The organism is Microbacterium paludicola (genome assembly GCF_039529675.1).
GTDB lineage: Bacteria > Actinomycetota > Actinomycetes > Actinomycetales > Microbacteriaceae > Microbacterium > Microbacterium paludicola.
The window spans coordinates 168583-189785 of sequence record NZ_BAAANG010000002.1 but is presented as its reverse complement, the minus strand read 5'-3'; the positions used below and the strand labels follow the sequence as shown (position 1 = coordinate 189785).

General features: G+C 71.1%; 19 protein-coding genes and 1 riboswitch. Of the genes, 6 read left to right on the top strand and 13 right to left on the bottom strand.

The features are described 5' to 3' along the window. Window positions 1-711 carry an ABC transporter ATP-binding protein gene (locus ABD161_RS02610; protein ID WP_343999414.1) on the bottom strand — a complete coding sequence of 237 codons (711 nt, stop codon included), beginning with the start codon at window positions 709-711 and terminating at the stop codon, window positions 1-3. Further along, a complete protein-coding gene (locus tag ABD161_RS02605) occupies window positions 698-1480 on the bottom strand; it encodes an ABC transporter ATP-binding protein (RefSeq protein ID WP_135114166.1) in 783 nt (260 codons plus the stop codon). Before ABD161_RS02605 ends, ABD161_RS02610 begins: the two co-directional genes overlap by 14 nt. 166 nt (window positions 1481-1646) lie before the next feature. On the opposite strand from ABD161_RS02605, the gene ABD161_RS02600 reads away from it, so the two are divergent. Beyond that, on the top strand, window positions 1647-2420 hold the full coding sequence (locus ABD161_RS02600) for an NAD(P)-binding domain-containing protein (RefSeq protein ID WP_343999410.1): 774 nt from the start codon (window positions 1647-1649) through the stop codon (window positions 2418-2420). A 10-nt stretch (window positions 2421-2430) separates the two neighbouring features. Here ABD161_RS02600 and ligM read toward each other — a convergent pair whose 3' ends face one another. After that, window positions 2431-3834 (bottom strand): vanillate/3-O-methylgallate O-demethylase, encoded by a 1404-nt coding sequence (ligM, locus tag ABD161_RS02595; RefSeq protein ID WP_343999408.1) that lies wholly within the window; start codon window positions 3832-3834, stop codon window positions 2431-2433. A 118-nt stretch (window positions 3835-3952) separates the two neighbouring features. Here ligM and ABD161_RS02590 point away from each other — a divergent pair, with 118 nt between their 5' ends. From ABD161_RS02590 to ABD161_RS02575, 4 genes are read left to right on the top strand one after another with little or no spacing between them, the layout of a single operon-like run. Next, window positions 3953-4708 (top strand): PIG-L deacetylase family protein, encoded by a 756-nt coding sequence (locus tag ABD161_RS02590; protein WP_135114169.1) that lies wholly within the window; start codon window positions 3953-3955, stop codon window positions 4706-4708. A 10-nt stretch (window positions 4709-4718) separates the two neighbouring features. After that, entirely contained in the window at window positions 4719-5423 is a 705-nt protein-coding gene (locus ABD161_RS02585; protein ID WP_343999406.1) for a 4-carboxy-4-hydroxy-2-oxoadipate aldolase/oxaloacetate decarboxylase, read from the top strand. After that, window positions 5413-6489, top strand: a complete 1077-nt coding sequence (locus tag ABD161_RS02580) for a 4-oxalomesaconate tautomerase (protein ID WP_343999404.1) — start codon at window positions 5413-5415, stop codon at window positions 6487-6489. The genes ABD161_RS02585 and ABD161_RS02580 overlap by 11 nt, the downstream gene beginning before the upstream one ends. Before the next feature lie 25 nt (window positions 6490-6514). Further along, window positions 6515-7465 (top strand): VOC family protein, encoded by a 951-nt coding sequence (locus ABD161_RS02575; protein WP_343999402.1) that lies wholly within the window; start codon window positions 6515-6517, stop codon window positions 7463-7465. A 526-nt stretch (window positions 7466-7991) separates the two neighbouring features. Here the strand turns inward: ABD161_RS02575 and ABD161_RS02570 are convergent. Next, complete coding sequence (locus ABD161_RS02570) at window positions 7992-8345, bottom strand: Fe-S protein (protein WP_135114173.1); 354 nt, start codon at window positions 8343-8345, stop codon at window positions 7992-7994. A gap of 47 nt (window positions 8346-8392) precedes the next feature. Between ABD161_RS02570 and ABD161_RS02565 the strand changes: the two genes are divergently transcribed. Beyond that, entirely contained in the window at window positions 8393-9793 is a 1401-nt protein-coding gene (locus tag ABD161_RS02565) for a dihydrolipoyl dehydrogenase family protein (RefSeq protein WP_343999399.1), read from the top strand. A gap of 60 nt (window positions 9794-9853) precedes the next feature. On the opposite strand, the gene ABD161_RS02560 is transcribed toward ABD161_RS02565, so the two are convergent. From ABD161_RS02560 to ABD161_RS02520, 9 genes are all read right to left on the bottom strand, one after another. Further along, the gene (locus ABD161_RS02560) at window positions 9854-11260 is read right to left on the bottom strand and encodes an MFS transporter (RefSeq protein ID WP_343999398.1); all 1407 of its coding nucleotides are present in this window, start codon (window positions 11258-11260) and stop codon (window positions 9854-9856) included. A gap of 211 nt (window positions 11261-11471) precedes the next feature. Further along, window positions 11472-11978 carry a 6,7-dimethyl-8-ribityllumazine synthase gene (gene ribH / locus ABD161_RS02555; protein ID WP_343999397.1) on the bottom strand — a complete coding sequence of 169 codons (507 nt, stop codon included), beginning with the start codon at window positions 11976-11978 and terminating at the stop codon, window positions 11472-11474. A gap of 34 nt (window positions 11979-12012) precedes the next feature. Then, entirely contained in the window at window positions 12013-13320 is a 1308-nt protein-coding gene (gene ribA, locus ABD161_RS02550) for a GTP cyclohydrolase II (protein ID WP_343999395.1), read from the bottom strand. Further along, window positions 13317-14054, bottom strand: coding sequence for a riboflavin synthase (locus ABD161_RS02545; RefSeq protein WP_343999393.1), 738 nt, complete (start codon window positions 14052-14054; stop codon window positions 13317-13319). Before ABD161_RS02545 ends, ribA begins: the two co-directional genes overlap by 4 nt. After that, window positions 14054-15145, bottom strand: a complete 1092-nt coding sequence (ribD, locus tag ABD161_RS02540; protein ID WP_343999391.1) for a bifunctional diaminohydroxyphosphoribosylaminopyrimidine deaminase/5-amino-6-(5-phosphoribosylamino)uracil reductase RibD — start codon at window positions 15143-15145, stop codon at window positions 14054-14056. Before ribD ends, ABD161_RS02545 begins: the two co-directional genes overlap by 1 nt. A gap of 78 nt (window positions 15146-15223) precedes the next feature. Beyond that, a riboswitch (FMN riboswitch) is annotated at window positions 15224-15376 on the bottom strand. 55 nt (window positions 15377-15431) lie between these two features. Beyond that, window positions 15432-16586, bottom strand: coding sequence for an alpha/beta fold hydrolase (locus tag ABD161_RS02535; protein ID WP_343999479.1), 1155 nt, complete (start codon window positions 16584-16586; stop codon window positions 15432-15434). Then, window positions 16586-17593 (bottom strand): LacI family DNA-binding transcriptional regulator, encoded by a 1008-nt coding sequence (locus ABD161_RS02530; protein ID WP_343999389.1) that lies wholly within the window; start codon window positions 17591-17593, stop codon window positions 16586-16588. The genes ABD161_RS02535 and ABD161_RS02530 overlap by 1 nt, the downstream gene beginning before the upstream one ends. Next, a complete protein-coding gene (locus ABD161_RS02525; RefSeq protein WP_343999387.1) occupies window positions 17590-20193 on the bottom strand; it encodes a dipeptide ABC transporter ATP-binding protein in 2604 nt (867 codons plus the stop codon). Before ABD161_RS02525 ends, ABD161_RS02530 begins: the two co-directional genes overlap by 4 nt. Then, complete coding sequence (locus ABD161_RS02520; protein ID WP_343999385.1) at window positions 20190-21131, bottom strand: ABC transporter permease; 942 nt, start codon at window positions 21129-21131, stop codon at window positions 20190-20192. The genes ABD161_RS02525 and ABD161_RS02520 overlap by 4 nt, the downstream gene beginning before the upstream one ends. Window positions 21132-21203 lie beyond the last annotated feature (72 nt).

Sequence of the window (21203 nt, the reverse complement as noted above, 5' to 3'; positions counted from 1 at the left end):
TCAGCCTCCCAGGTATGCGCGTCGGATCTCGTCCCGGCCCTTCAGCTCGGCCGAGCTGCCCGTGAGCACGCTGCGACCGGTCTCGAGCACCGTGGCGGTGTCGACGATGTTGAAGGCGAGAGTGGCGTTCTGCTCGACGACGAGCATCGCGATGCCCGACTCGACGCGGAGCCGGCGGATGGCGTCGTACACGTTCTTGGCGGTGCTGGGCGCGAGGCCCAGCGACGGCTCGTCGAGCAGCAGCAGGCGGGGCCGGGCCATGAACGCCCGGCCCACGGCGAGCATCTGCTGCTCGCCACCTGACAGTGCGGAGGCGTTCGATCCGATCCGCTCTCCGAGGTTCGGGAACAGGTCGATCAGGTAGTCGACGTCGGCGGCGAGGGCGCGGCGGTCCTTGCGCAGGTAGGCGCCCACCATGAGGTTCTCGCGCACGGTGAGATTGGGCAGCGTGCCGCGGCCCTCCGGCACGTGCGCGATTCCGCGGGCGGCGACCTGGTCGGGGCGCAGGCCGCTGATGTCCTTGCCGTCGAACACGATGCGCCCGCTCGTGCGGACGACGCCGCTGATCGCGCGCAGCGTGGTGGTCTTTCCGGCGCCGTTGGCCCCCAGGATGCCCACCGCGCCGCCGTCGGGAACGCTCAGCGAGACGCCCTCGAGCACCTGCACGGGGCCGTAGGACGCGGTGACGTCGACGAGCTCAAGCAGCGTCATCCGCCGCCTCCTTGCCGATGTACGCCTCGATCACGCGAGGATCCGACTGCGCCTCGGCGGCCGTCCCCTCCATGAGCTTGCGGCCGTGGTCGAGCACGACGACGCGATCCGTCAGGGCCGAGATGAGGCCCATGTGGTGCTCGACGATCACGACGGTGATGTCGGCGTCGGCCCGCAGGGCCCGCACTGTCTGGATGAAGCGCTCGACCTCGCCGTGCGAGAGGCCGGCGGCGGGCTCGTCGAGCAGCAGCAGGCTGGGACGCATCAGCAGGGCGCGGCACAGCTCGACGCCCTTGTGGAGGCCGTGCGAGAGCTCGTCGGCCGCGAGGTGGGCGGCCCAGCCGAGGTCGTGGGCGTCGAGGAGCTCGAGCGCCTCGGCGCGAAGCTCGCGCTCGCGGCGGCCGGTGGGCGGCACGCGCAGCGACCAGGCGAGGGGGCCGCCGGCGAGGCGCGTGTGGCCGCCGAGCAGCACGTTCTCGAGCACCGTCTCGTGCAGCTGCAGCGCGGGGTGCTGGAAGGTCCGGGCGAGTCCATGCCCCGCGAGCCGCGCGGGGTGAAGGCCGCTGACCTCGGTGTCGTCGATGCGGATGGATCCGGAGGTGGGGCGGTAATGCCCGCTGATGCAGTTGAACAGCGAGGTCTTGCCGGCTCCGTTGGGGCCGACGAGTCCGAGGATCTCGCCGGGCTCCACCGCGAAGCCGACGTCGTGCAGCACCGTGACCCCGCCGAAGCGGAGGTTCACATCCTGCAGGGTCAGTCGAGCGGCCATCGCCCCAGTCTTCCGTGCGTCATCGCGGTCGGTGGAGACCGGCGCGCCCGCGGATGGACCCGCGTCGGGTGGAGCGCCGGTGCTCCCGTACCGGAAGGCTATGGACAGAGGTACGAAGTGTCAACAATCGTGGCGTGAATCGCGGCGTCGTCGTAGGGTGGCCGCCATGGTGCGGATCGCGGTGATGGGGCTGGGCGAGGCCGGCGCGCTCTACGCGCGGGGCCTCGCCGATGCCGGCGCGGAGGTGACCGGATACGACCCGCACGTCGATGTGTCCGCGCTCGGCATCGCCCAGCGGCAGACGCTCGCCGACTGCCTCGAGGGCGCAGAGCTCGTGCTGAGCCTCGTCGGCGCAAGGGCGTCCGTCGACGCGGCGCGCGACGCGGTGGAGCGGATGGCGCCGGGCGCCCTGCTCGCTGACCTGAACACCGCCGCACCGGCGACGAAGCGGGAGGTCGCGGCGCTCGCGCGCGGCGCCGGGATGGCCGTCGCGGATGTCGCCGTGCTCGCGCCGGTGCCCCGCGCCGGGCACCGGACGCCGCTGCTTGCCAGCGGCGACGCCGCCGAGGAGTTCGCGCGGCGGATGCGCCCGCTCGGCGTGCCCGTGGATGTCGCCCCGGGCGGCATCGGCGACGCGGCACGGCTGAAGCTGCTGCGCGCAGTGTTCATGAAGGGCCTCGCCGCCCTCGTCATCGAGGGTCTGGAGGCCGCCCGCGCCACCGGCGCCGAGGAGTGGCTGCGTGCACAGATCGCCGACGAGCTCGGTGCCGACGGCGACACGGCGGTCGAGCGGCTCGTGGCCGGCACGTACATGCACGTCGAGCGCCGGGAGCACGAGCTGCGCGACGTGCTGAGCGTGCTGGACGAGGCGGGCACCCCGGCAGACATGACGCGAGCCACGCACGCGTGGCTCGCTCGCATCCTTGCCGAGAGCCGCTGACGGGCGGGCCTCAGACCCGCCCGGACGAGCGCCAGCCGCCGTGGTACGTCTCGCGCGCGACGGTGGCATAGGGGACGGGGCTGACGATCGCCCGCACCTCGATCTGCGTGTGCGGCTCGACCGTGGTCTTGCCCGATCCGCCGTCCGGCTCGCCCCAGATCACGCGCACCTCGGCGCCCTCCGGCACCTCCCGGTCGACGGTCGCGAGTGACAGGCCCCGCTTCTCATTCGCCGTGATCCCGGTGAACAGCGACAGGCCGATGTTCCTGCCGTCGGCGTCGATCACCGCGTCGAAGTTGCTCGAGCCGTAGTTCGCATTCGGCAGGTCGAAGAACTGGTATCCCTCGCTCTCGCGGTCGAGAACCGAGGTCAGGATCCGGCCGAGGTCCTCGTCGTTCCACGCGAGCGTGACCTTGCGGCGCTGCCGCTCCGGCTCGATCCGTTCCAGGGCGTCGCGCCCGATGAAGTCGTGGTCGAACTTCACGAACGAGCCGTAGCCGAGCTCCCACGGGTTCAGGTAGTAGTCCTCGATGTTCTCGGACACGAAGGATCCGGCGATCGCGTTGATCGCCTCGTAGCTCGTCGTCGGCAGCCACTCGCGGTAGGCCCGCTCCGCGTCGCTCGAGTAGATCGCGGGGAGGGGAGAGGGGATCCATCCCGACTCGAGCGTGTTGGACGAGTACGCGCGGGACCCGCACGGTTCGATCCCGAACTCGGCGCCCGCCTCGAGGATGGCGTCGCGGATCAGGCCGTGGTCCTCGTACGGGCCCCACAGCTCCAGCCCGGGGGCTCCCGCCATGCCGTGGCGGAGCGTCCGCACCTGCCGGCCGGCGATCCTCAGGTGGCCCATCCGGAAGAAGCGGACCTTCTCGAGCGGCCCGCCGTTGAGCTTCTCGATGATGTCCCAGGCGCGCGGGCCTTGGATCTGGAAGCGGTAGTAGTCGCGGTGAACCGCCTGGCCGTAGGGCCGCGACGGCGAGCGGTCGTCGTAGCGGAACTCGACGTCATACCCGCCGGTCTCCGCGTGGAACTGCAGCCAGTTCGCGCCGGGAGCGCGGCCGACGTACACGTAATCGAGGTCTGCCTCGTGGAACAGGATGCCGTCGCCGATCACTCCGCCGTTCGAGGCTGTCGGCACGAACTGCTTGGCGGTGTCGACGGGAAAGTCCGCGAAGCCGTTGATCCCGGTGTCGCTCAGCAGCGTCAGCGCATCCGGGCCCGAGAGGAAGAAGTTGACCATGTGGTGGGTCTGGTCGTAGAGGACGGCAGTCTCGCGCCAGGCCTTCTGCTCGCGCCGCCAGTTGGTGAACTCCGTCGGCACCACGGGATAGATGTACGTGCCGAGGCGGGCGTTGCGGAGCATCCCCACGGTGTCGCCGTGCTCGTCCAGCAGCTCCTGCAGGTTGTTCGCCATCGGATCCTCTTCCTCAATCGAGCGTCATTGCATCGTCGCCAGAATTGTAGACATAATGGTGGCCACTGCAACAGGGGCCGCCCACCGCCGGGCGAGCCCATGACGAACGGATGACCTCATGGCGCAGACCCCGCCGTCGCTCCTCGTGGTGAGCGCGCACGCCGGAGACTTCGTGTGGCGCGCCGGCGGTGCCATCGCCGCCGCCGCTCAGCGCGGCGACAGGGCGACCGTTGTGTGCCTGTCGTACGGGGAGCGCGGCGAGTCTGCGAGCCAGTGGCTTGCCGGCAAGCCGCTGGACGAGATCAAGCAGATCCGGCGCGCGGAGGCTCAGGCCGCGGCCGATGCGCTCGGCGCCGAGATCGAGTTCCTCGACCTCGGCGACTACCCCCTTCTCGAGAGCCCGGAGGCCGTGCAGCGGCTCGTCGACGTGTACCGCCGCGTGCGGCCCACGGTCGTGCTGACGCATCCGCTCGCCGATCCGTACAACGGCGACCACCCGGCCGCCGCGCGCATGGCGCTGCAGGCGCGCGTTCTCGCGCAGGCGATCGGTGTGGCGAACTCGGACGGCTCGTATCCGACGAAGGACGACATCATCGGCGCGCCGCCGGTGTTCTTCTTCGAGCCGCACCAGCCCGAGCAGTCCGACTTCAAGCCCGATCTGCTGCTGGACATCACGGAGGCGTTCCCACGCAAGAAGGCCGCGATGGAGTGCCTGCCGGCCCAGAAGCACATGTGGGAGTACTACACGTCGCTCGCCGTGCGCCGCGGGGTGCAGCTCACGCGCAACGCGGGCCCCAACCTCGGCCTGCCCCACGAGACGATGGGCGAGGCGTACATGCGGTACTACCCGCAGGTCACCTCCGTCCTTGAATGAGGGAGACCGGATGAGCGAGCTCGGCATCGTCGTGACCGACATCGCGCGCGCGGACGGCGCGACGGTCGACGCCCTGGCGGCCCACGGCGTCGCGACCGTGCACGAGGCGATGGGACGCCGGGGCCTCGCCGGGCCGTCGATCCGGCCGGTCCAGCGGGGCGCGCGCGTGGCGGGAACGGCCGTGACGGTGCTGAGCTGGCCCGGCGACAACCTCATGATCCACGCCGCGATCGAGCAGTGCGAGGCCGGCGACATCCTGGTGGTCGCGACGACCTCGCCCTCGACGGATGGGGCGTTCGGCGACCTGTTCGCCACGGCGCTGAAGGCCCGCGGTGTGCGGGGCCTCGTCACCGCGACCGGCGTACGGGACACACAGGACCTGCGGGAGATGGGCTTCCCCGTCTGGTCGAACGGCGTTCACGCGCAGGGAACCGTCAAGGCGACGGCCGGATCCGTCAACGTCCCGGTGGTCGTCGACGGGATGCTCGTGCACCCGGGGGACGTCGTGATCGCGGATGACGACGGGGTTGTGTGCGTGCCGCGGCTCGAGGCCGAGGGTGCGCTCGCCGCGGCCGACGCGCGCGTCGCCAAGGAGGATGCGGATCGCGCGGCGTACGGAAGTGGCGTCGAGCTCAGCCTCGACCGCAAGGGGCTGCGCGCGCTGCTGTCCGACCTCGGCATCCGATACGTCCGTCAGGACGAGCATGACCGCTGACGGCATCCGCTGCATGCTCATGCGGGGTGGCACCTCGAAGGGCGCCTACTTCCTCGCGTCCGACCTGCCCGCCGACCCTGCGGAGCGCGACGACCTGCTGCTGCGGATCATGGGCTCACCCGATCCGCGGCAGATCGACGGGCTCGGCGGCGCGCATCCGCTCACCTCCAAGGTCGCCGTCGTCTCGCCGTCCGCCGATCCGGACGTCGACGTCGACTACCTCTTCCTGCAGGTCGTCGTGGACGAGGCGGTCGTCACCGACCGCCAGAACTGCGGCAACATCCTCGCGGGGATCGGGCCGTTCGCCGTCGAACGGGGCCTCGTCACCGCCGCGCCGGACCGCACGCGCGTCCGGATCCGGATGGTCAACACGGGCGGAATCGCGACGGCCGAGTTCGCCACGCCCGGCGGCGCCGTCGACTACGACGGCGGTACCGCCATCGACGGCGTGCCCGGCACCGCGGGCGCGATCTCGCTCGACTTCGAGGGAACCGCCGGATCGTCCACGGGCGCCCTGTTCCCGACCGGCGCCACCCCGGACGACGTCGACGGCATCCGCGTGACCTGCGTCGACAACGGAATGCCGAGCGTGCTGATCCGGGCGTCCGATCTCGGGCTCGAGGGGGACGAGGACCCGGAGGCGCTCGAGGCCGACAAAGCCCTCGCGGAGCGGCTCGAGCGGATCCGGCTCGCCGCCGGCGAGCGGATGGGGCTCGGCGACGTGAGCGAGGCGACGGTCCCCAAGATGGTGCTGCTGAGCGCGCCGCGGAGCGGGGGTGCCATCGCGACCCGCAGCTTCCTGCCGCACCGCGTGCACACGTCGATCGGTGTGCTCGGCGCGCTCACGGTCGCCGCGGGCGTCCTCGCCGACGGATCGGTCGGACGCGACCTGGCACGGCTCCCGGCCCCGGGTGATCCGTTCGCGATCGAGCACCCGACCGGGCACTTCGACGTGGACGTCGCCATCGCCGGTCGCGGCGACGGCCTGGTCGTCGAGCGCTCCGCCGCCCTGCGGACGGCGCGAAAGATCATGGACGGCACGGTCTTTCCGCGCCCCCGCACCTGAAACGTCGCTGTCAGAGAGGACCGCAATGACCGACTCCACCGCCTTCGACGTCGCGCATCTCGCGAACGTCGAGCTGTTCACGCCGGAGTTCGAGGGGAGCCTGTGGTTCTTCCGCGATCTGCTCGCGATGCGGGTCGTCGCCGAGCACGGCGACTCGGTGTACCTGCGCACCTGGGACGACTACGAGCTCTACACGATCAAGCTCACGCGGCGCGAGGCCGCGGGCGTCGGTCGCACGTCGTTCCGCGCCGCGAGCCAGGACGCGCTGCTGCGCCGCGTCGCGGCGATCGAGGAGATGGGCCTCGGCGACGGCTGGGTCGACGGCGAGGTCGGCACCGGGCCGACGTTCCGCTTCCACGACCCCGACGGCCACGAGATGGCGATCTATTACGAGACCGAGCGGTACGTCGCCTCGGACGAGGACCGTCCCGCGCTGAAGAACCAGGCGTCGCGGTTCCCCGGCCGCGGCGTGAACGCCCGCCGCATCGACCACATCAACTACCTCGCGAAGGACGTCGAGGCGAACGGCGAGTTCCTCGCGAAGGCGCTCGGCATGCGCGAGTCGGAGCGGATCCGGCTCGACAACGGCAGGTTCGCGGCGTGGTGGTTCCACTTCTCGCTCAAGTCGTACGACGTCGTGTATTCGGACGACTGGACCAAGCACGGCAACCGCCTTCACCACATCGCGTTCGCGCCCGACACGCGCGAGGACATCCTGAAGGCCGCCGACATCTTCCTCGAGAACGGCATCCACATCGAGTCGGGCCCGCACAAGCACGCGATCAACCAGACGTTCTTCCTGTACGTGTGGGAGCCCGGCGGCAACCGCATCGAGTTCGCCAACGCCGGCGCCCGCCTGCTGCTCGACCCCGACCAGCCGGTCGTCGAATGGTCGGAGGCCGAGCGCCGCAAGGGCCAGGCGTGGGGCATGAAGACCATTGAGACGTTCCACACCCACGGGACGCCGGTTGTGTAGCGCTTCGACTGGAGGACCTTGCGCTGCGGCTGCGGGATCGGATCCCTCCGGCGCTAGCAGGGGACCCGTCTGGCCGGCTCGCCCGCAGAGCGGACGAGCCGACCAGACACCCTGATGCGCCTTCGGGACCCGATCCCTCCGCCTCCGCTCGCCCGTGGATCACACTGGTCGTTGAGCGGAGCGAAGCGGAGTCGAAACGGGCTGAGCGACACTTCGACTCGCTTCGCTCGCTCAGTGCGGGTCTCCGCGAGTCGAAGCCGCCGTGACCGGCCCCTCGGCCGATGGTTTCGACTCCTCGCTGGCGCTCGTCGCTCAACCCGTTTCGACTTCGCTCAACGACCAGAAGGTTGTGACCGCCCACTGGTCGTTGAGCGGAGCGAAGCGGAGTCGAAACGGGCTGAGCGACACTTCGACTCGCTTCGCTCGCTCAGTGCGGGTCTCCGCGAGTCGAAGCCGCTATGACCGGCCCCTCGGCCGATGGTTCGACTTCGCTTAACGATCGGGGCTGTACCCGGGGCGCTCGCTCCTACCAGATGACGGCGAGGGCGGCGTTGAAGAGGGTGAGGCCGCCGATCAGCCAGAAGACCCAGGACGGCAGCGGGCGGCCCTTCTTGGCGCGGCCCGTGCTGGCGCCGATCAGGCCGCCGATGACGATCAGCACCACGAGCTTGATGCCGATCTTCACGTAGTTGAGCTCGCCGCCGTCGAGACCCCACGGCGCGGCCAGGGCGAGGCCGGCGACGCCCGCGACGAGCACGCCGAGGTCCATCAGGCGCGTCGCCTGGTAGCGGCGGGCCACCGCCTCGACGACCCACGAGCCGAACAGGATGGCGAATCCGATCAGGTGGATGACGATGACGATGTCGCGCAGGGTTTCCATGCCGCCCACGGTACCGCGTGCGATCCAGGCCGCAGTACGTTCGCCTCATGACGAAGATCGAGACGGATGTCGTTGTCATCGGGGCGGGGCCGGTCGGCGAGAACGTCGCCGACCGTGCCGTGCGGGGCGGGCTCGAGGCGGTGATCGTCGAGGCCGAACTCGTCGGCGGCGAATGCTCCTACTGGGCGTGCATGCCCTCCAAGGCGCTGCTGCGTCCGGGGGCCGCGCTGCGGGCCGCGCAGGCGGTCGAGGGTGTCACCGGCGGAGCCCTCGATCCGGCGGCCGTCCTGAAGCGACGCGACGGGTTCGCGGCGAACTGGGACGACTCCGGCCAGGTGCAGTGGCTCGACTCGGCCGGCATCGCGCTCGTGCGCGGCCGCGCGCGCGTCGCGGGGGAGCACCGCGTGATCGTCGAGGGCGAGGACCGCGAGACCGAGATCGTCGCGCGTCACGCGGTCGTGATCGCGACCGGCAGCGAGGCCCGCATCCCCGACATCCCCGGCCTGCGCGCGGCGAAGCCGTGGACGAGCCGCGAGGTCACGTCCGCGCAGACCATCCCACGGCGGCTCGCGGTGCTCGGCGGCGGCGTCGTCGCCGTGGAGGCCGCGACGATGTTCGCCGACCTCAGCAGCCAGGTGACACTGCTCTCGCGCAGCCCCCTGCTGCGCTCGCTCGAGCCGTTCGCGGGCGAGGCCGTGCGCGACGCGCTGCGCGCCCGCGGCGTCACGGTGCGCGAGGACGCGAGCCCCGCCGAGGTCACGCGACAGGATGACGGGTCCGTGCGCATCCTGCTCGATGGCGGCGAGGAGATCCTTGCCGACGAGGTCGCGGTGGCGATGGGCCGCGCGCCGCGCGTTCACGGCATCGGGGTCGACGACCTGCTCGGCGATCACGGGCTCGACGTGGACGACACGCTCCGCGTCGCCGGGACCGAGTGGCTCTACGCGGTCGGCGACGCGGCCGGGCGCGTGCTGCTCACGCACCAGGGGAAGTACGAGGCCCGCGCCGCGGGCGACGTGATCGCCGCGCGCGCGAAGGGCGAGCCCGTCGACGACGCGCCGTGGGGCCGTCACGTCGCGACGGCGGATCACGCGGCAGTGCCGCAGGTCGTGTTCTCCGACCCCGAGGTCGCGTCCGCGGGGCTCACCGCGGCGGAGGCCGAGAAGCGCGGGATGCGCAACCGCGTCGTCGACTACGACCTGTCCCACGTCGCCGGCGCCGGTCTGATCGCCGACGACTACGCCGGACGCGCCCGCGCGGTCGTCGACGAGGATCGCGGCGTGCTCGTGGGTCTCACGCTCGTCGGCCCCGGTGTCGGCGAGCAGATCCACGCGGCGACGATCGCGATCGCGGGCGAGGTGCCGCTCACGCGCCTGTGGCATGCGGTGCCGTCCTACCCGACGCTCAGCGAGTTCTGGCTGCGCCTGCTGGAGGAGTACGGACTCTGAGCCGGACGCGACGAGGCCCCCGGATCGCTCCGGGGGCCTCGTCGCGGATCAGCGCGGGGCTCAGTGCTCCGTGGCGTCGTAGTCGACGTCCTTCGTCTCGCGCGACAGGATGAGCGCCACGAGCGTCAGGACACCCGCCGCGGAGAGGTACAGACCGACGAGCCACGGGTTGCCGCCGCCCCACGCCCACAGCACCACGGCCACGAGCGGCGCGAGCGCGGCACCGAGGATCGACGACACGTTGTAGGCGACGGCCGAGCCGGTGTAGCGCACGTGGGTCGGGAACAGCTCGGGAAGCAGCGCTCCCATCGGGCCGAAGGTCGACCCCATCAGCGCGAAGCCGAGGATCAGGAAGATCACCATCAGGGTGCCGGTCGCGGCGCCCTGCGGCTGCAGGAACAGGGGGAACAGCGTGCCGAAGACGATGATGCCGATGGTCACGCCGATCAGCAGCTTGCGGCGACCGACCCGGTCGGCGATCGGTCCGGCCAGGATCGTGAAGATGCCGAAGAACACCACTCCCACGATCTGCATCAGCACGAACTCGACGTACGTGAAGCCGAGGCCCGGAACCCACGGACCGGAGGTGGCGGCGTCGTAGCCCTCGGGGGCGACCGGCGCCTTCGTGCCGTACGAGAGCATGAAGCTCGTCAGCAGGTAGAACAGCACGTAGGTCGCGAGCATGATGAACGTGCCGAGGATCAGCTGCTTCCAGTAGCGACGGAACGCCTCGCCCAGCGGGAAGCGCTTGATCGCGCCGGTCGCCTGAGCCTTCTCGAAGCTCGCCGACTCGACGAGCTTCAGGCGCACCCACAGTCCGATGATGACCATCACAGCCGAGAACAGGAACGGGATGCGCCAGCCCCAGGCGAGGAACGCCTCGGAGGGGGCACCGTTCTCGCCGGGCATCGAGAAGTTGATGATGAGGAACAGGCCGTTGGCGATGATGAAGCCGATCGGCGCGCCCAGCTGCGGGAACGTTCCGTACAGCGCGCGCTTGCCCGCCGGGGCGTTCTCGGTGGCCACAAGCGCCGCGCCCGACCACTCGCCGCCCAGGGCGAAGCCCTGCGCAAGGCGGAGGATCAGCAGCAGGAATGCCGCGAACCAGCCGATGTTCTGGAAGGTCGGCAGCACGCCGATCAGGAACGTCGCGATTCCCATCGTGAGCAGCGACGCCACGAGCGTGGCCTTGCGGCCGAACTTGTCGCCGAAGTGGCCGAAGACGACCGCGCCGATGGGGCGGGCGACCATCGCCGCGCCGAACGTCGCAAACGACGCGAGCAGCGCGGTGGTGTCGTTCCCGGTCGGGAAGAACAGGGCCGGGAACACGAGCACGGCCGCGGTGGCGTACGCGTAGAAGTCGTAGAACTCGATGGTGGTGCCGATGAGGCTCGCCGTGATCACGCGCGAGCGTGAGTTGGCGGGCTGGGCGGCAGCGCTCGTGGGGCGCTGAACAGCGTTGGTCATGTGATGCCTGTCTGGGGAACAACAAAAGGGGGACTCATGCCGGCGTGGCCGGCATGGCAGGTTGCAAGTCTATTCGCCCAGAATGGCGACAATTGCCCAGTTGCGCTCTTCGCTGATCCGCTCGCCTGCGCATCTCGCAATCTGATGACAGACGACAACGGGGACCCGGCGTAATGCCGAGTCCCCGTCGTCGGGCGGATCCGATCCCGGATCAGCCCTCGTCGTCGATGTCGTCCGCGAGGCGCAGCGTGCGGAGCTCCTTGAGCGTCAGCGCCGTGCGCATCGCCGCGTCCGCCGCCTCGGCGCCCTTGTCCTCCTTGGAGCCCTCGAGGCCGGCGCGATCGAGGCCCTGCTGCTCGTCGTCAAGCGTGAGCACGCCGAACCCGACCGGCTTGCCGGTGTCGAGGGCGACCCGCGTGAGGCCGTCCGTCGCGGCCGAGGACACGAAGTCGAAGTGGGGCGTGCCGCCCCGGATCACGACGCCGAGCGCCACGACCGCGTCCGCGCCCGCGTCGAGCGCCGCCTTCGCGACCACGGGGAGCTCGAACGAGCCCGCCACGCGCACGAGGTGGTGCGTCGCCCCGGCCGCGTCGAGCGTGCGCTGAGCGCCCGCGATGAGGCCGTTCGTGATCTGCTCGTGCCAGGTGCCGGCGACGATCACGACATCCAGTCCCGATCCGTCGACGGTCGCCCGCTCCGGCGATCCTGTTCCACTCATCTGCTGTTCCCCCTCTTGTCGGCGCCGATCCCCATCAGCGCTGCCCGCCGTCGGTCATGCGGGCGATCGCCTCGGCGAGCTGTTCCTCGCCGATGATGTGTCCCATCCGGTCGCGCTTCGTCTCCAGGTACTGGTGGTTGTTCGGTCCGACGCCCACGATCAGCGGAACCTGCTCGACGACGTCGAGGCCGAAACCACGCAGCTGAGCCACCTTATCCGTGTTGTTCGTGAGCAGGCGGATCTTGTCGATCCCGAGGTCGGCGAGGATTCCCGCAGCCGCCGCGTAGTCGCGCGCGTCGGCGGGGAGCCCGAGCGCCGTGTTGGCGTCGACGGTGTCGAGGCCGCGCTCCTGCAGCGCGTAGGCGCGCAGCTTGTTGATGAGGCCGATGCCGCGCCCCTCGTGACCGCGCATGTAGATGACGACGCCGCCGTCCTGCTCGATCGCGTCGAGCGCCGCTTCGAGCTGCGGGCCGCACTCGCACTTGAGCGACCCGAAGGCCTCGCCCGTCAGGCACTCCGAGTGGACGCGCACGAGCGGGGCCTCGGCCGAGAGGTCGCCCGAGACGACGGCGATGTGGTCGGTGCCGGTCTGCCGGTCCTTGTACGCCAGGAAGCGGAAGGTCCCGTGCGCCGTCGGCACGGTCGCATCGGCGCGAAGGCTCACCTGGCGGCGCGCCACCGGGTGGTCGCCGTCGCGGGGCTCCTTCTCGTCAAGGTAGGCGATGAGCTGCTCGATCGTGATGACCGGGATCCCCTCGCGGCGTCCCAGCTCGACGAGCCCCGGCATCCGCATCATGCTGCCGTCCTCGGCGACGAGCTCGCCGATCACGCCGACCGGTGCGAGACCCGCCAGTCGCATCAGCTCGACCGATGCCTCGGTGTGGCCGGCGCGATCGCGCACGCCTCCGGGAACCGCGCGCAGCGGCAGGACGTGGCCCGGCCGGATCAGGTCGGTCGCGGTCGACGACGGGTCGGCGAGCACGTTGAGGGTGTGCGCGCGGTCTGCCGCGCTGATTCCCGTCGTCACGCCCACGGCGGCGTCCACGCTCACGGTGTAGGCGGTGGAGCGGGCGTCCTCGTTGTGCTCGACCATCGGCGGCAGATCGAGGCGGTCCGCGTACTCCTGGGGCATGGGTGCGCAGAGGAAGCCGGATGACCAGCGCACGGCCCACGCGACCCACTCGGGCGAGGCGAGCTCGGCGGACAGTACGACGTCGCCCTCGTTCTCGCGGTCTTCGTCGTCGGCGACGATCACCGGACGTCCCGCGCGGAGCGCATCCAGTGCCTCGTCGATCGAGGCGAGCGAGCTCGTGCTCACCGTGTCGTCGGTGTTCAGGCTCATCGGGAGCCTCCTTCTGTGCGGCTGCCCATGGCCGGAGCCGGGGCGAGTGTCGGGTCGAGGATCGAATAGTCGGCGGCGGGGACCTCGGTGGTCGCGAACGACCACGGGCGCGGGTCCTCGGGCGCGCTCGCACCGAAGGCGAGCAGGCGCTGGACGTGGCGGGCGAGGATGTCGGTCTCGAGGTTGACGCGGTCTCCGGCGAGGCGCTCGCCGAGCGTCGTCGCCGTGAGCGTCTCGGGGATGAGCGAGACCTCGAACCACGGGTCGGCGACGCCGGCCGCGCTCACCGCGCTGACCGTCAGCGAGACGCCGTCGACGGCGATCGAGCCCTTGTCCACCACGAGCGGGGCGAGGTGCCCCGGCAGCCCGATCCGCACGACGCGCCACTGCGCGCCGGGACGCACCTCGCGGACCACGCCGGTGCCGTCGATGTGGCCCTGCACGATGTGCCCGCCGAGGCGGCCTCCCGCGGCGGTCGCGCGCTCGAGGTTCACAGGCGTCCCCTCCCGCGCGGCATCGAGCGTCGACATGTCGAGCGTCTGGCGCATGACGTCGGCGGTGAAGCCGTCGGCGGTCCAGTCGACGACCGTCAGACAGACACCGCTCACGGCGATCGAGTCGCCGTGCTGCACGCCCTCGATCGAACGCGGCGCGTGAAGCGTGAGGCGCACGCCGTCGCCGGAGGGCTCGATGGCCGTGATGCGGCCGATCTCCTCGATGATCCCGGTGAACATCAGGCGGCTCCTTCTGTCGGTGCGGTCGCGGGCGGGTCCTGCTCCGCGACGGGGTGTTCTCTCGTGTTGTGCTCGGCGGCGTCGCGGAGCTCCGCGACGTAGAGGATGTCGTCGCCCAGGGCGTCGGTCTCGGTCACCCGCAGCCGCAGGGCCTGGTCGATCGACGGCACGCCCACATCGGCGAGCGCGACGCGGGGTCCGCCGAGGATGACGGGGGCGACGTAGGCGAGGACGCGATCGGCGAGGCCGGCGGCGATGAACGCGCTGGCGAGCGTCGGTCCGCCCTCGACGAACACACGGTGAAGGCCCTGGTCCCACAGATCGGCGAGCACGAAGTCGAGGTCGTGGGTGTCGTAGAACAGGGGCTCCCGCGGGTGCGAGCGCACGGTCGCGTCGGCCGGCGTCTCGCGCGCGCCGATCACCACGGGCACTGGCTGCTCAGGACGCAGCGCGTCGCCGTCGCGGGCGGTGAGCGCCGGGTCGTCGGCGAGCACCGTGCCCGTGCCGACGACGATCGCGTCCGCCTGCGCGCGACGGGCGTGGACGTCGGCGCGCGCCTGCGGCCCGGTGATCCACTGGCTGGAGCCGTCCGCGGCGGCGGCGCGGCCGTCGAGGCTCTGCGCCCACTTCACCGTCACGTGCGGACGGCCGAGGCGGGTGGCGGTGAGCCACGGGCCGATCAGGGCCGCCGCCTCGTCGCGCAGCACGCCCGCCTCGACGTCGACGCCGTGGGCGCGAAGGCGCTCGGCGCCTCCGCCCGAGACCTCGCCCGGGTCGTCCAGCGCGTACACGACCCGCGCGACACCCGCGCGGATCAGCGCTTCGGCGCAGGGGCCCGTCCGGCCGGTGTGGTTGCACGGCTCGAGCGTGACGACCGCGGTCGCGCCTTGGGCGCCGCCCTCGGCAAGCCGGCTCAGCGCATCGACCTCGGCGTGTGCCGTGCCGGCGCCGCGGTGCCAGCCCTCGGCGAGGATCTCGCCCTCGGGGGAGAGGAGGACGGCGCCGACCTGGGGGTTGCGGCTGCGGGGCCCGCGCTGCGCGAGCTCGAGGGCGCGACTCATCGCGCGCTCCTCCACGGGGCTGTGCGCCATCCGACCCTCCTCGATGAAACCCGGGGTCGAACATCGCCGATGCTCGGGAGATCGCGCGGTCGGCTGACCGCGACAGACCTCCGTGCTGCCTCCCATCCGGACTCGCGCGACTGTCGTCGCACATCACCGTCGGTCCCGGAATTCCACCGGATCAGCGTGGCGTCCAGGGGACGCTTCGGCTCGCGGACTGTCACCGCCGGTTCGGATTCTCACCGACCCCGGAGCACGTGTTGCTGCACTCAGGTTATCCGAACGCATCCGGGTCGGATCCATTCCCGTCATCCGGTCAGGATGATGACGCTTCCTGAGCGTCCGAGTGGGCGTGGTGGGCGCCGGCGGCGCCGACATAGGGCGAGAGGAACTCGGCGATGTCGGCGTAGATCGCCGCCTCGACGTCCGGCGGGGCGACCGTATGAGTCATCGGGTACTCGCGTGCACGCGCTGGCGAGCCGCCGGAGGCGATGGCCGCGCAGAGCTCGTGACCCCCCATCGCGATCTCGTCGTACGCCGCGATCACCGCGAGCGTGGGCGGCATGCCGGGCAACTCGTCGGCCACACCGGGCGAGACCCATCGGTCGTCGGCCGCGACGGCATCGCCCAGGTAACCGCGCAGCTGTCGCTGTCGCATCTCCCAGCCGTGGGGGTTCGCGCGCATGGTGGGCGGTGCACGATGCAGCAGCATCGACGGCGCGATCAGCACGAGTGCGGCGAGCCGGTGCGCCGGATGCGCGGCGGCATCGGCCATGGCCGCGACCGTCGCGATGTTCGAGCCCGACGATGTGCCCACGAGAGCGAGACGGGCGGGATCGATGTCGGCCGCGATGCGGCCGTGGCGGACCGCGTCAAGCACACAGAGAGCATCGATGATGGCGGCCGGGAACGGGTGCTCAGGGGCGAGCCGATGGTCGATGCTGAGCACTGTCGCGCCGGTCGCGCGCGCGAGATGCTCGATGAGGAGCTCGTCGATGCGCGTGGCGGCGTCGCCCCCGCCCATCCAGAACGCCCCACCGTGCAGCTGCAGGATCGCGCCTCCACTCGGCCTGGCCGGGGCGGTCAGCGTGACGCGCACAGGCGCGGGCACGCCGGGCACGCGCGGACCGGGCCCGGCGGGGGTCCGCCCATCCAGCTGCCGTACGACCTCGCCGATGCTGTGCGCCGCCGGCACCGGCAGCTCGAACGTGCTTCGCACGAGCGGGGAGTCGTCGTGTGCGAGGATCTCGCTCGCGGTCGACCCGAACAGTCGCTGGGCCGCACGATCGACCGCGGCGCGATGAGCGACGGCATGAGCGTCGGCGGCGTGCCGGGCGGACTCGACCCTGCCTCGCCAATCGTCGATGGCCTCGCCGGGAGACGGCGCGGCGGGCGGCTGTGCCGGCGCCGTTCGTCCTCGCTCGCGCGCGGCGGCCTCGAACAGCAGGCGCACCCGCTCGTCCGGAATCATCACGTCGTGACCCCTTCGACGAGCGCGGGGACCAGCAGCACACGCTCGAGCGGAGCGCTCTCGCTCCGCATCAGGGCGATCAGCCGCTCCGCGCCGAGGCGGCCCGACTCCGCAAGGGGCTGCCGGATGGTCGTGAGCCCGAGCGCCTCCACGATGTCGCCGCCGTCCCAGCCCATCACGCCGACCCGCCCGGGGACGTCGATGCCCCGATCGCGCAGCCCGGCGATCACGCCCGCGGCGAGCGTGTCGTGCCCGGCGAGCACACCCACACGCGCCTCGCGCGACATGGAGGCGATCACGTCCGCCGCGCTCCTGCCCGCCGCGACGTCGCCAGAGCGGGCCGTGATGCGTCGTACGTGCTCCTCCTCCACGCCGTGCTGCTCGAGCACGCGCAGGAAGCCCGACAGGCGCCGCTTGCCCTGCGAGATGTAGTCGTTCGACACTTGGCCCTCGGTCACATAGACGAAGCGCTCGAAGCCCCTGGCCAGCAGGTGCTCACCGGCGAGCCGGGTGCCGTGTGCCTCGTCGAGCACGACGGACGAGAACCGGGGATGGGTGGAGTCGATCAGCACCGTCGGCAGCTCCCGATCGAGGATCCGCTCACCCAGGCCGGTGTCGACGGGGATGCCCATGATGAGCAGGCCGTCGAGGCGGGCGGAGAACGGCAGCGACGCCAGACGAGGCGAGGGGGAGCGGCTTGCAGAGGGGTGGTCGATGACGACGGCATCGACCCGGTCGCCGCCGATCACCTCGAGGATGCCGTTGAGGCGCGCCGCGTACGAGGGGTAGGCGCGGAACGGTGCGATCACCCCGAGCCGCTTGCTCGCGGAGGGCGCCTTGTCGTTGGACGCCGAATGCGGGACGTACCCCAGCCGGTCGGCCGACCGCAGCACGCGGCTGCGCGTCTCGGCCGCGACGCGAGCGGGCCGATTCATGGTGTTCGAGACGGTGGCGATGGAGACCCCGGCGTCCTCGGCGACATCGCGGATCGTGACGGCGCGGGTCACGCCATGTATCTCTCTGTCGTGAGCGATCGGCGTCGCTGAACTGCCGGATCCGGGATCGGCGCGGCCTCGAGCAGCGAGCGTGTATACGCGTGCTGCGGGTCCAGGATCACATCGTGCGCGGTGCCGCGCTCGACGATCGTGCCCCGGTGCATCACCGCGACATCGTCGCAGAAGCTGCGCACGACCGACAGATCGTGCGAGATGAAGAGGTAGGCGATGCCCAGGTCGTCCTGCAGCTCGGTGAGCAGTGAGAGAACCTGTTCCTGCACCGTCAGGTCCAGCGCGCTGACGGGCTCGTCGCAGACGATCAGCTCGGGCCGCAGCACGATCGCCCGCGCGATCGCGACGCGCTGGCGCTGCCCGCCGGAGAACTGTGCGGGATAGCGGTCGACCGCGCCGGCCGGCAGCCCGACCCGCTCCAGCGCCTCGCGAACCAGGCGCCGCGCGTCCGACTGGCTCTTGCCGTGCGCGAGTACGAGAGGCTCAGTGAGCGTCGAGCCGATCGTGCGCACCGGGTTCAGCGACCCGTACGGATCCTGGAAGATGATCTGCGCGCGACGGCTCAGCTCACGCCGTCGCTGCCGGGACGCCCCGGCCAGTTCGTCCTCGCCGAGACGGATGCTTCCCGATGCCGTCGGCACGAGTCCGACGATCGCGTTGCCCACGCTCGACTTGCCGGATCCGGATTCGCCGATCAGGCCGAGTGTCCTTCCCCGGTCGATGTCGAGGTCGATGCCCTTCACGGCCGTCATCCGTGACGCGCGCCCCCGTGCGTCGCGGCCGGTGTACTCGATCTCGAGATCCCGGACCGAGAGCAGCCGCTCTGTGCGCGGGCGCACCGGATGGATCTCCAGCCGGGCAGGGTCGGCGGCGAGCATCGCCCGCGTGTGGGGGTGCTCCGGCGCCGTGAAGATCTCGTCGACGGGGGCCTCCTCCACGATCCGCCCGTCGCGCAGCACGATGACGCGGTCGGCGATGTCCGCGACGACGCCCCAGTCGTGCGTGACGAGCAGCAGCGACATCGAGTCGTCGTCGTCGCACAGATCGTGCAGCAGCGCGAGGATCTCGGCCTGGACGGTCACATCGAGCGCGGTCGTCGGCTCGTCGGCGATCAGGATCCGCGGACGTGCGCTGAGCGCCGCGGCGATGACGACGCGCTGGGCCATGCCGCCCGACAGCTGGTGCGGGTAGCGTCGCGCGACGGCCTCGGGATCGGGGATCCGCACGCGCTCGAGCAGTTCGAGCGCGTGGGTGCGCGCCGTCGCCTTGTCGACGCCCTGATGCAGCCGGATCAGCTGCACCAGCAGATCGCCGACGCGCATCGACGGGTCGAGCGACGGCTGGGGGTCCTGCGTGATGTAGCCGAACAGCCGCGAGCGCAGCCGCCGCATCTTCTCGGCATCGTCCGCGACGACCTCCTGCCCGTCCACCACGATGCGGCCGGAGGCGACGCGCGTGCCGCGGCTGAGGCCGAGCAGCGCGAGCGACGTGATCGACTTCCCCGATCCGGACTCGCCCACCAGGCACAGCGTCTCGCCGCGTCGCAGATCGAACGAGACGTCCTCGACCAGGGTGACGGGTCCGGCGGGGCCGTCGACGACGATCGTGAGGCCGCTCACCTCGAGAATGCCGTGTGCCTCGGGCGATTCGGGTACCGCGCGCGAGGCGGGCTCGGGACGAGCGCCGCGCGACGGGCGCGGCCGACGGGACGTGCCCGTCCACCGCTCGGCCACCGTGTCGCGCACGCTGTCGCCCACGAGCATGAGCGCCATGATCGTGACGATGATCACGCCGCCGGTCGGCACCAGCAGCCACGGCGAACGGCTGATGTTCTCGCTGGCGGTCTGCACCATGTTGCCCCAGCTCGGCGCGGGCGGCTTGACGCCGAACCCGAGGTAGCCGAGCCCGGTCTCGGAGATGATGACCGCGCCGGCGAAGATCGTTGCCTGCACGATGATCGGCCCCGCGAGGCGAGGCAGCACGTGGCGGATCGTGATCTGGGCTTCGGTGAGGCCCATGGTGCGGGCGCCCCGCACGAACAGCTCGTTGCGGATGGTGCGGGTGGTGCCGCGCACGACGCGCACCAGGAGCGGGCTGGTGAGCACGCCGAACGAGATCATCGCGACCGACATGTTGCCCGGGACGATCGAGAGCATCACGAGCAGGATGATGAACGCGGGCACGCTCAGCAGGATCTCGGCGGCCCGCATGATGACCGTGTCGAGCACGCCCCGCGCCATCCCGGCCGCGAGCCCGAGGGTGATGCCGACGAGGAGGAACACCGCGAGTGCCTGCGCGACACCGGCCAGCGTCGCCTGGCCGCCGTAGAGCAGGCGCGACAGCACATCCCGGCCGAGGTCGTCTGTTCCCAGCGGATGGGCGAGCGACGGGCCCGCGAGCGTGTCCGTCAGGTTCTGCGCCACGGGTGAGTACGGCGCGAGCACGGGCGCGAAGCTCACCGCGATCACGAGAGCCAGCACGATCGTCGTGCAGATCACGAACTGCGGGCGCGCCAGCAGAAGCGCCCACAGGGGCCGGACGACCCGGGTGTCGCGGGGCTGGCGGACCGCCTCCGTGCGATCCTCGGCGGGCTTGGTCATGCGGTTTCCTTCACATTCAGCCGGGCGTACACGAGCTCGACGACGAGGTTCGTCAGGATGATCACGATCGTGAAGATCAGCGTGATGGCCTGCACCACGGGGATGTCGTGCAGCAGCGTGGCGTTCACGGAGTATCCGGCGAAGCCGGGGATCACGAAGACGCTCTCGACCAGCACGGTTCCGCTGGTCAGACCGATCATCTTCATGCCCAGGATCGTCACGATGGGCACCGCGGCCCCGCGCAGGGCATGGCGCCACAGGATGCGGCGCTCGCTCACGCCGTGCGCGCGCAGCAGCACGATGTAAGGCTGCGACAGCTGCTCGGCGACGGCATCGCGCGTCTGCTTCGCGAGCAGCGCGGTACCGCCGATCGTGAGCGTGACGATCGGCAGGATCATGTGGGACAACCAGGGTCCGAGGCCGTCGATCAGCGGCGTGTACCCGCTCGTGGGAACGACGCCGAGCTGCACCGCGAACACGCTCGCGAGCACGAGTCCGATCCAGAAGCTGGGCACCGCCGACCCGATCACGCTTCCCACGTCGGCGGCCTTGCCCACCACACCCGGTCGCGCTGCGCCGACGACGCCGAGGACGATGCCGAGGATCGACGCGCACACGAAGGTGCAGACGATGAGCGCCAGGGTGGGCTCGAGGCGATCGGCGAGTACCTGCATCACCGGCACGCCGCTCACGACCGAATCGCCGAGATCGCCCTGGAACAGGCCGCCGAGCCAGCGGGCGTACTGCTGCCAGAGCGGCAGGTCGAGGCCGAGCTCGCCGCGCACCTGCTCATAGCGCTCCTGCGACGCCGTCGGACCGACGATCGCGCGGGCGGCATCGCCGGGCGTCAGCGAGACCAGCACGAAGATCAGCGCCGAGATGACGAAGAACAGGATGACGCTCATGACGAGCCAATTGACGAAGCGCCGCAGTGGCACGGGTCCTCCTCCAGATCGGGAGCGGTGGGACGAGCGTGGGACGGAGCGGACCGGAGGGATCCGCCCCGCCCC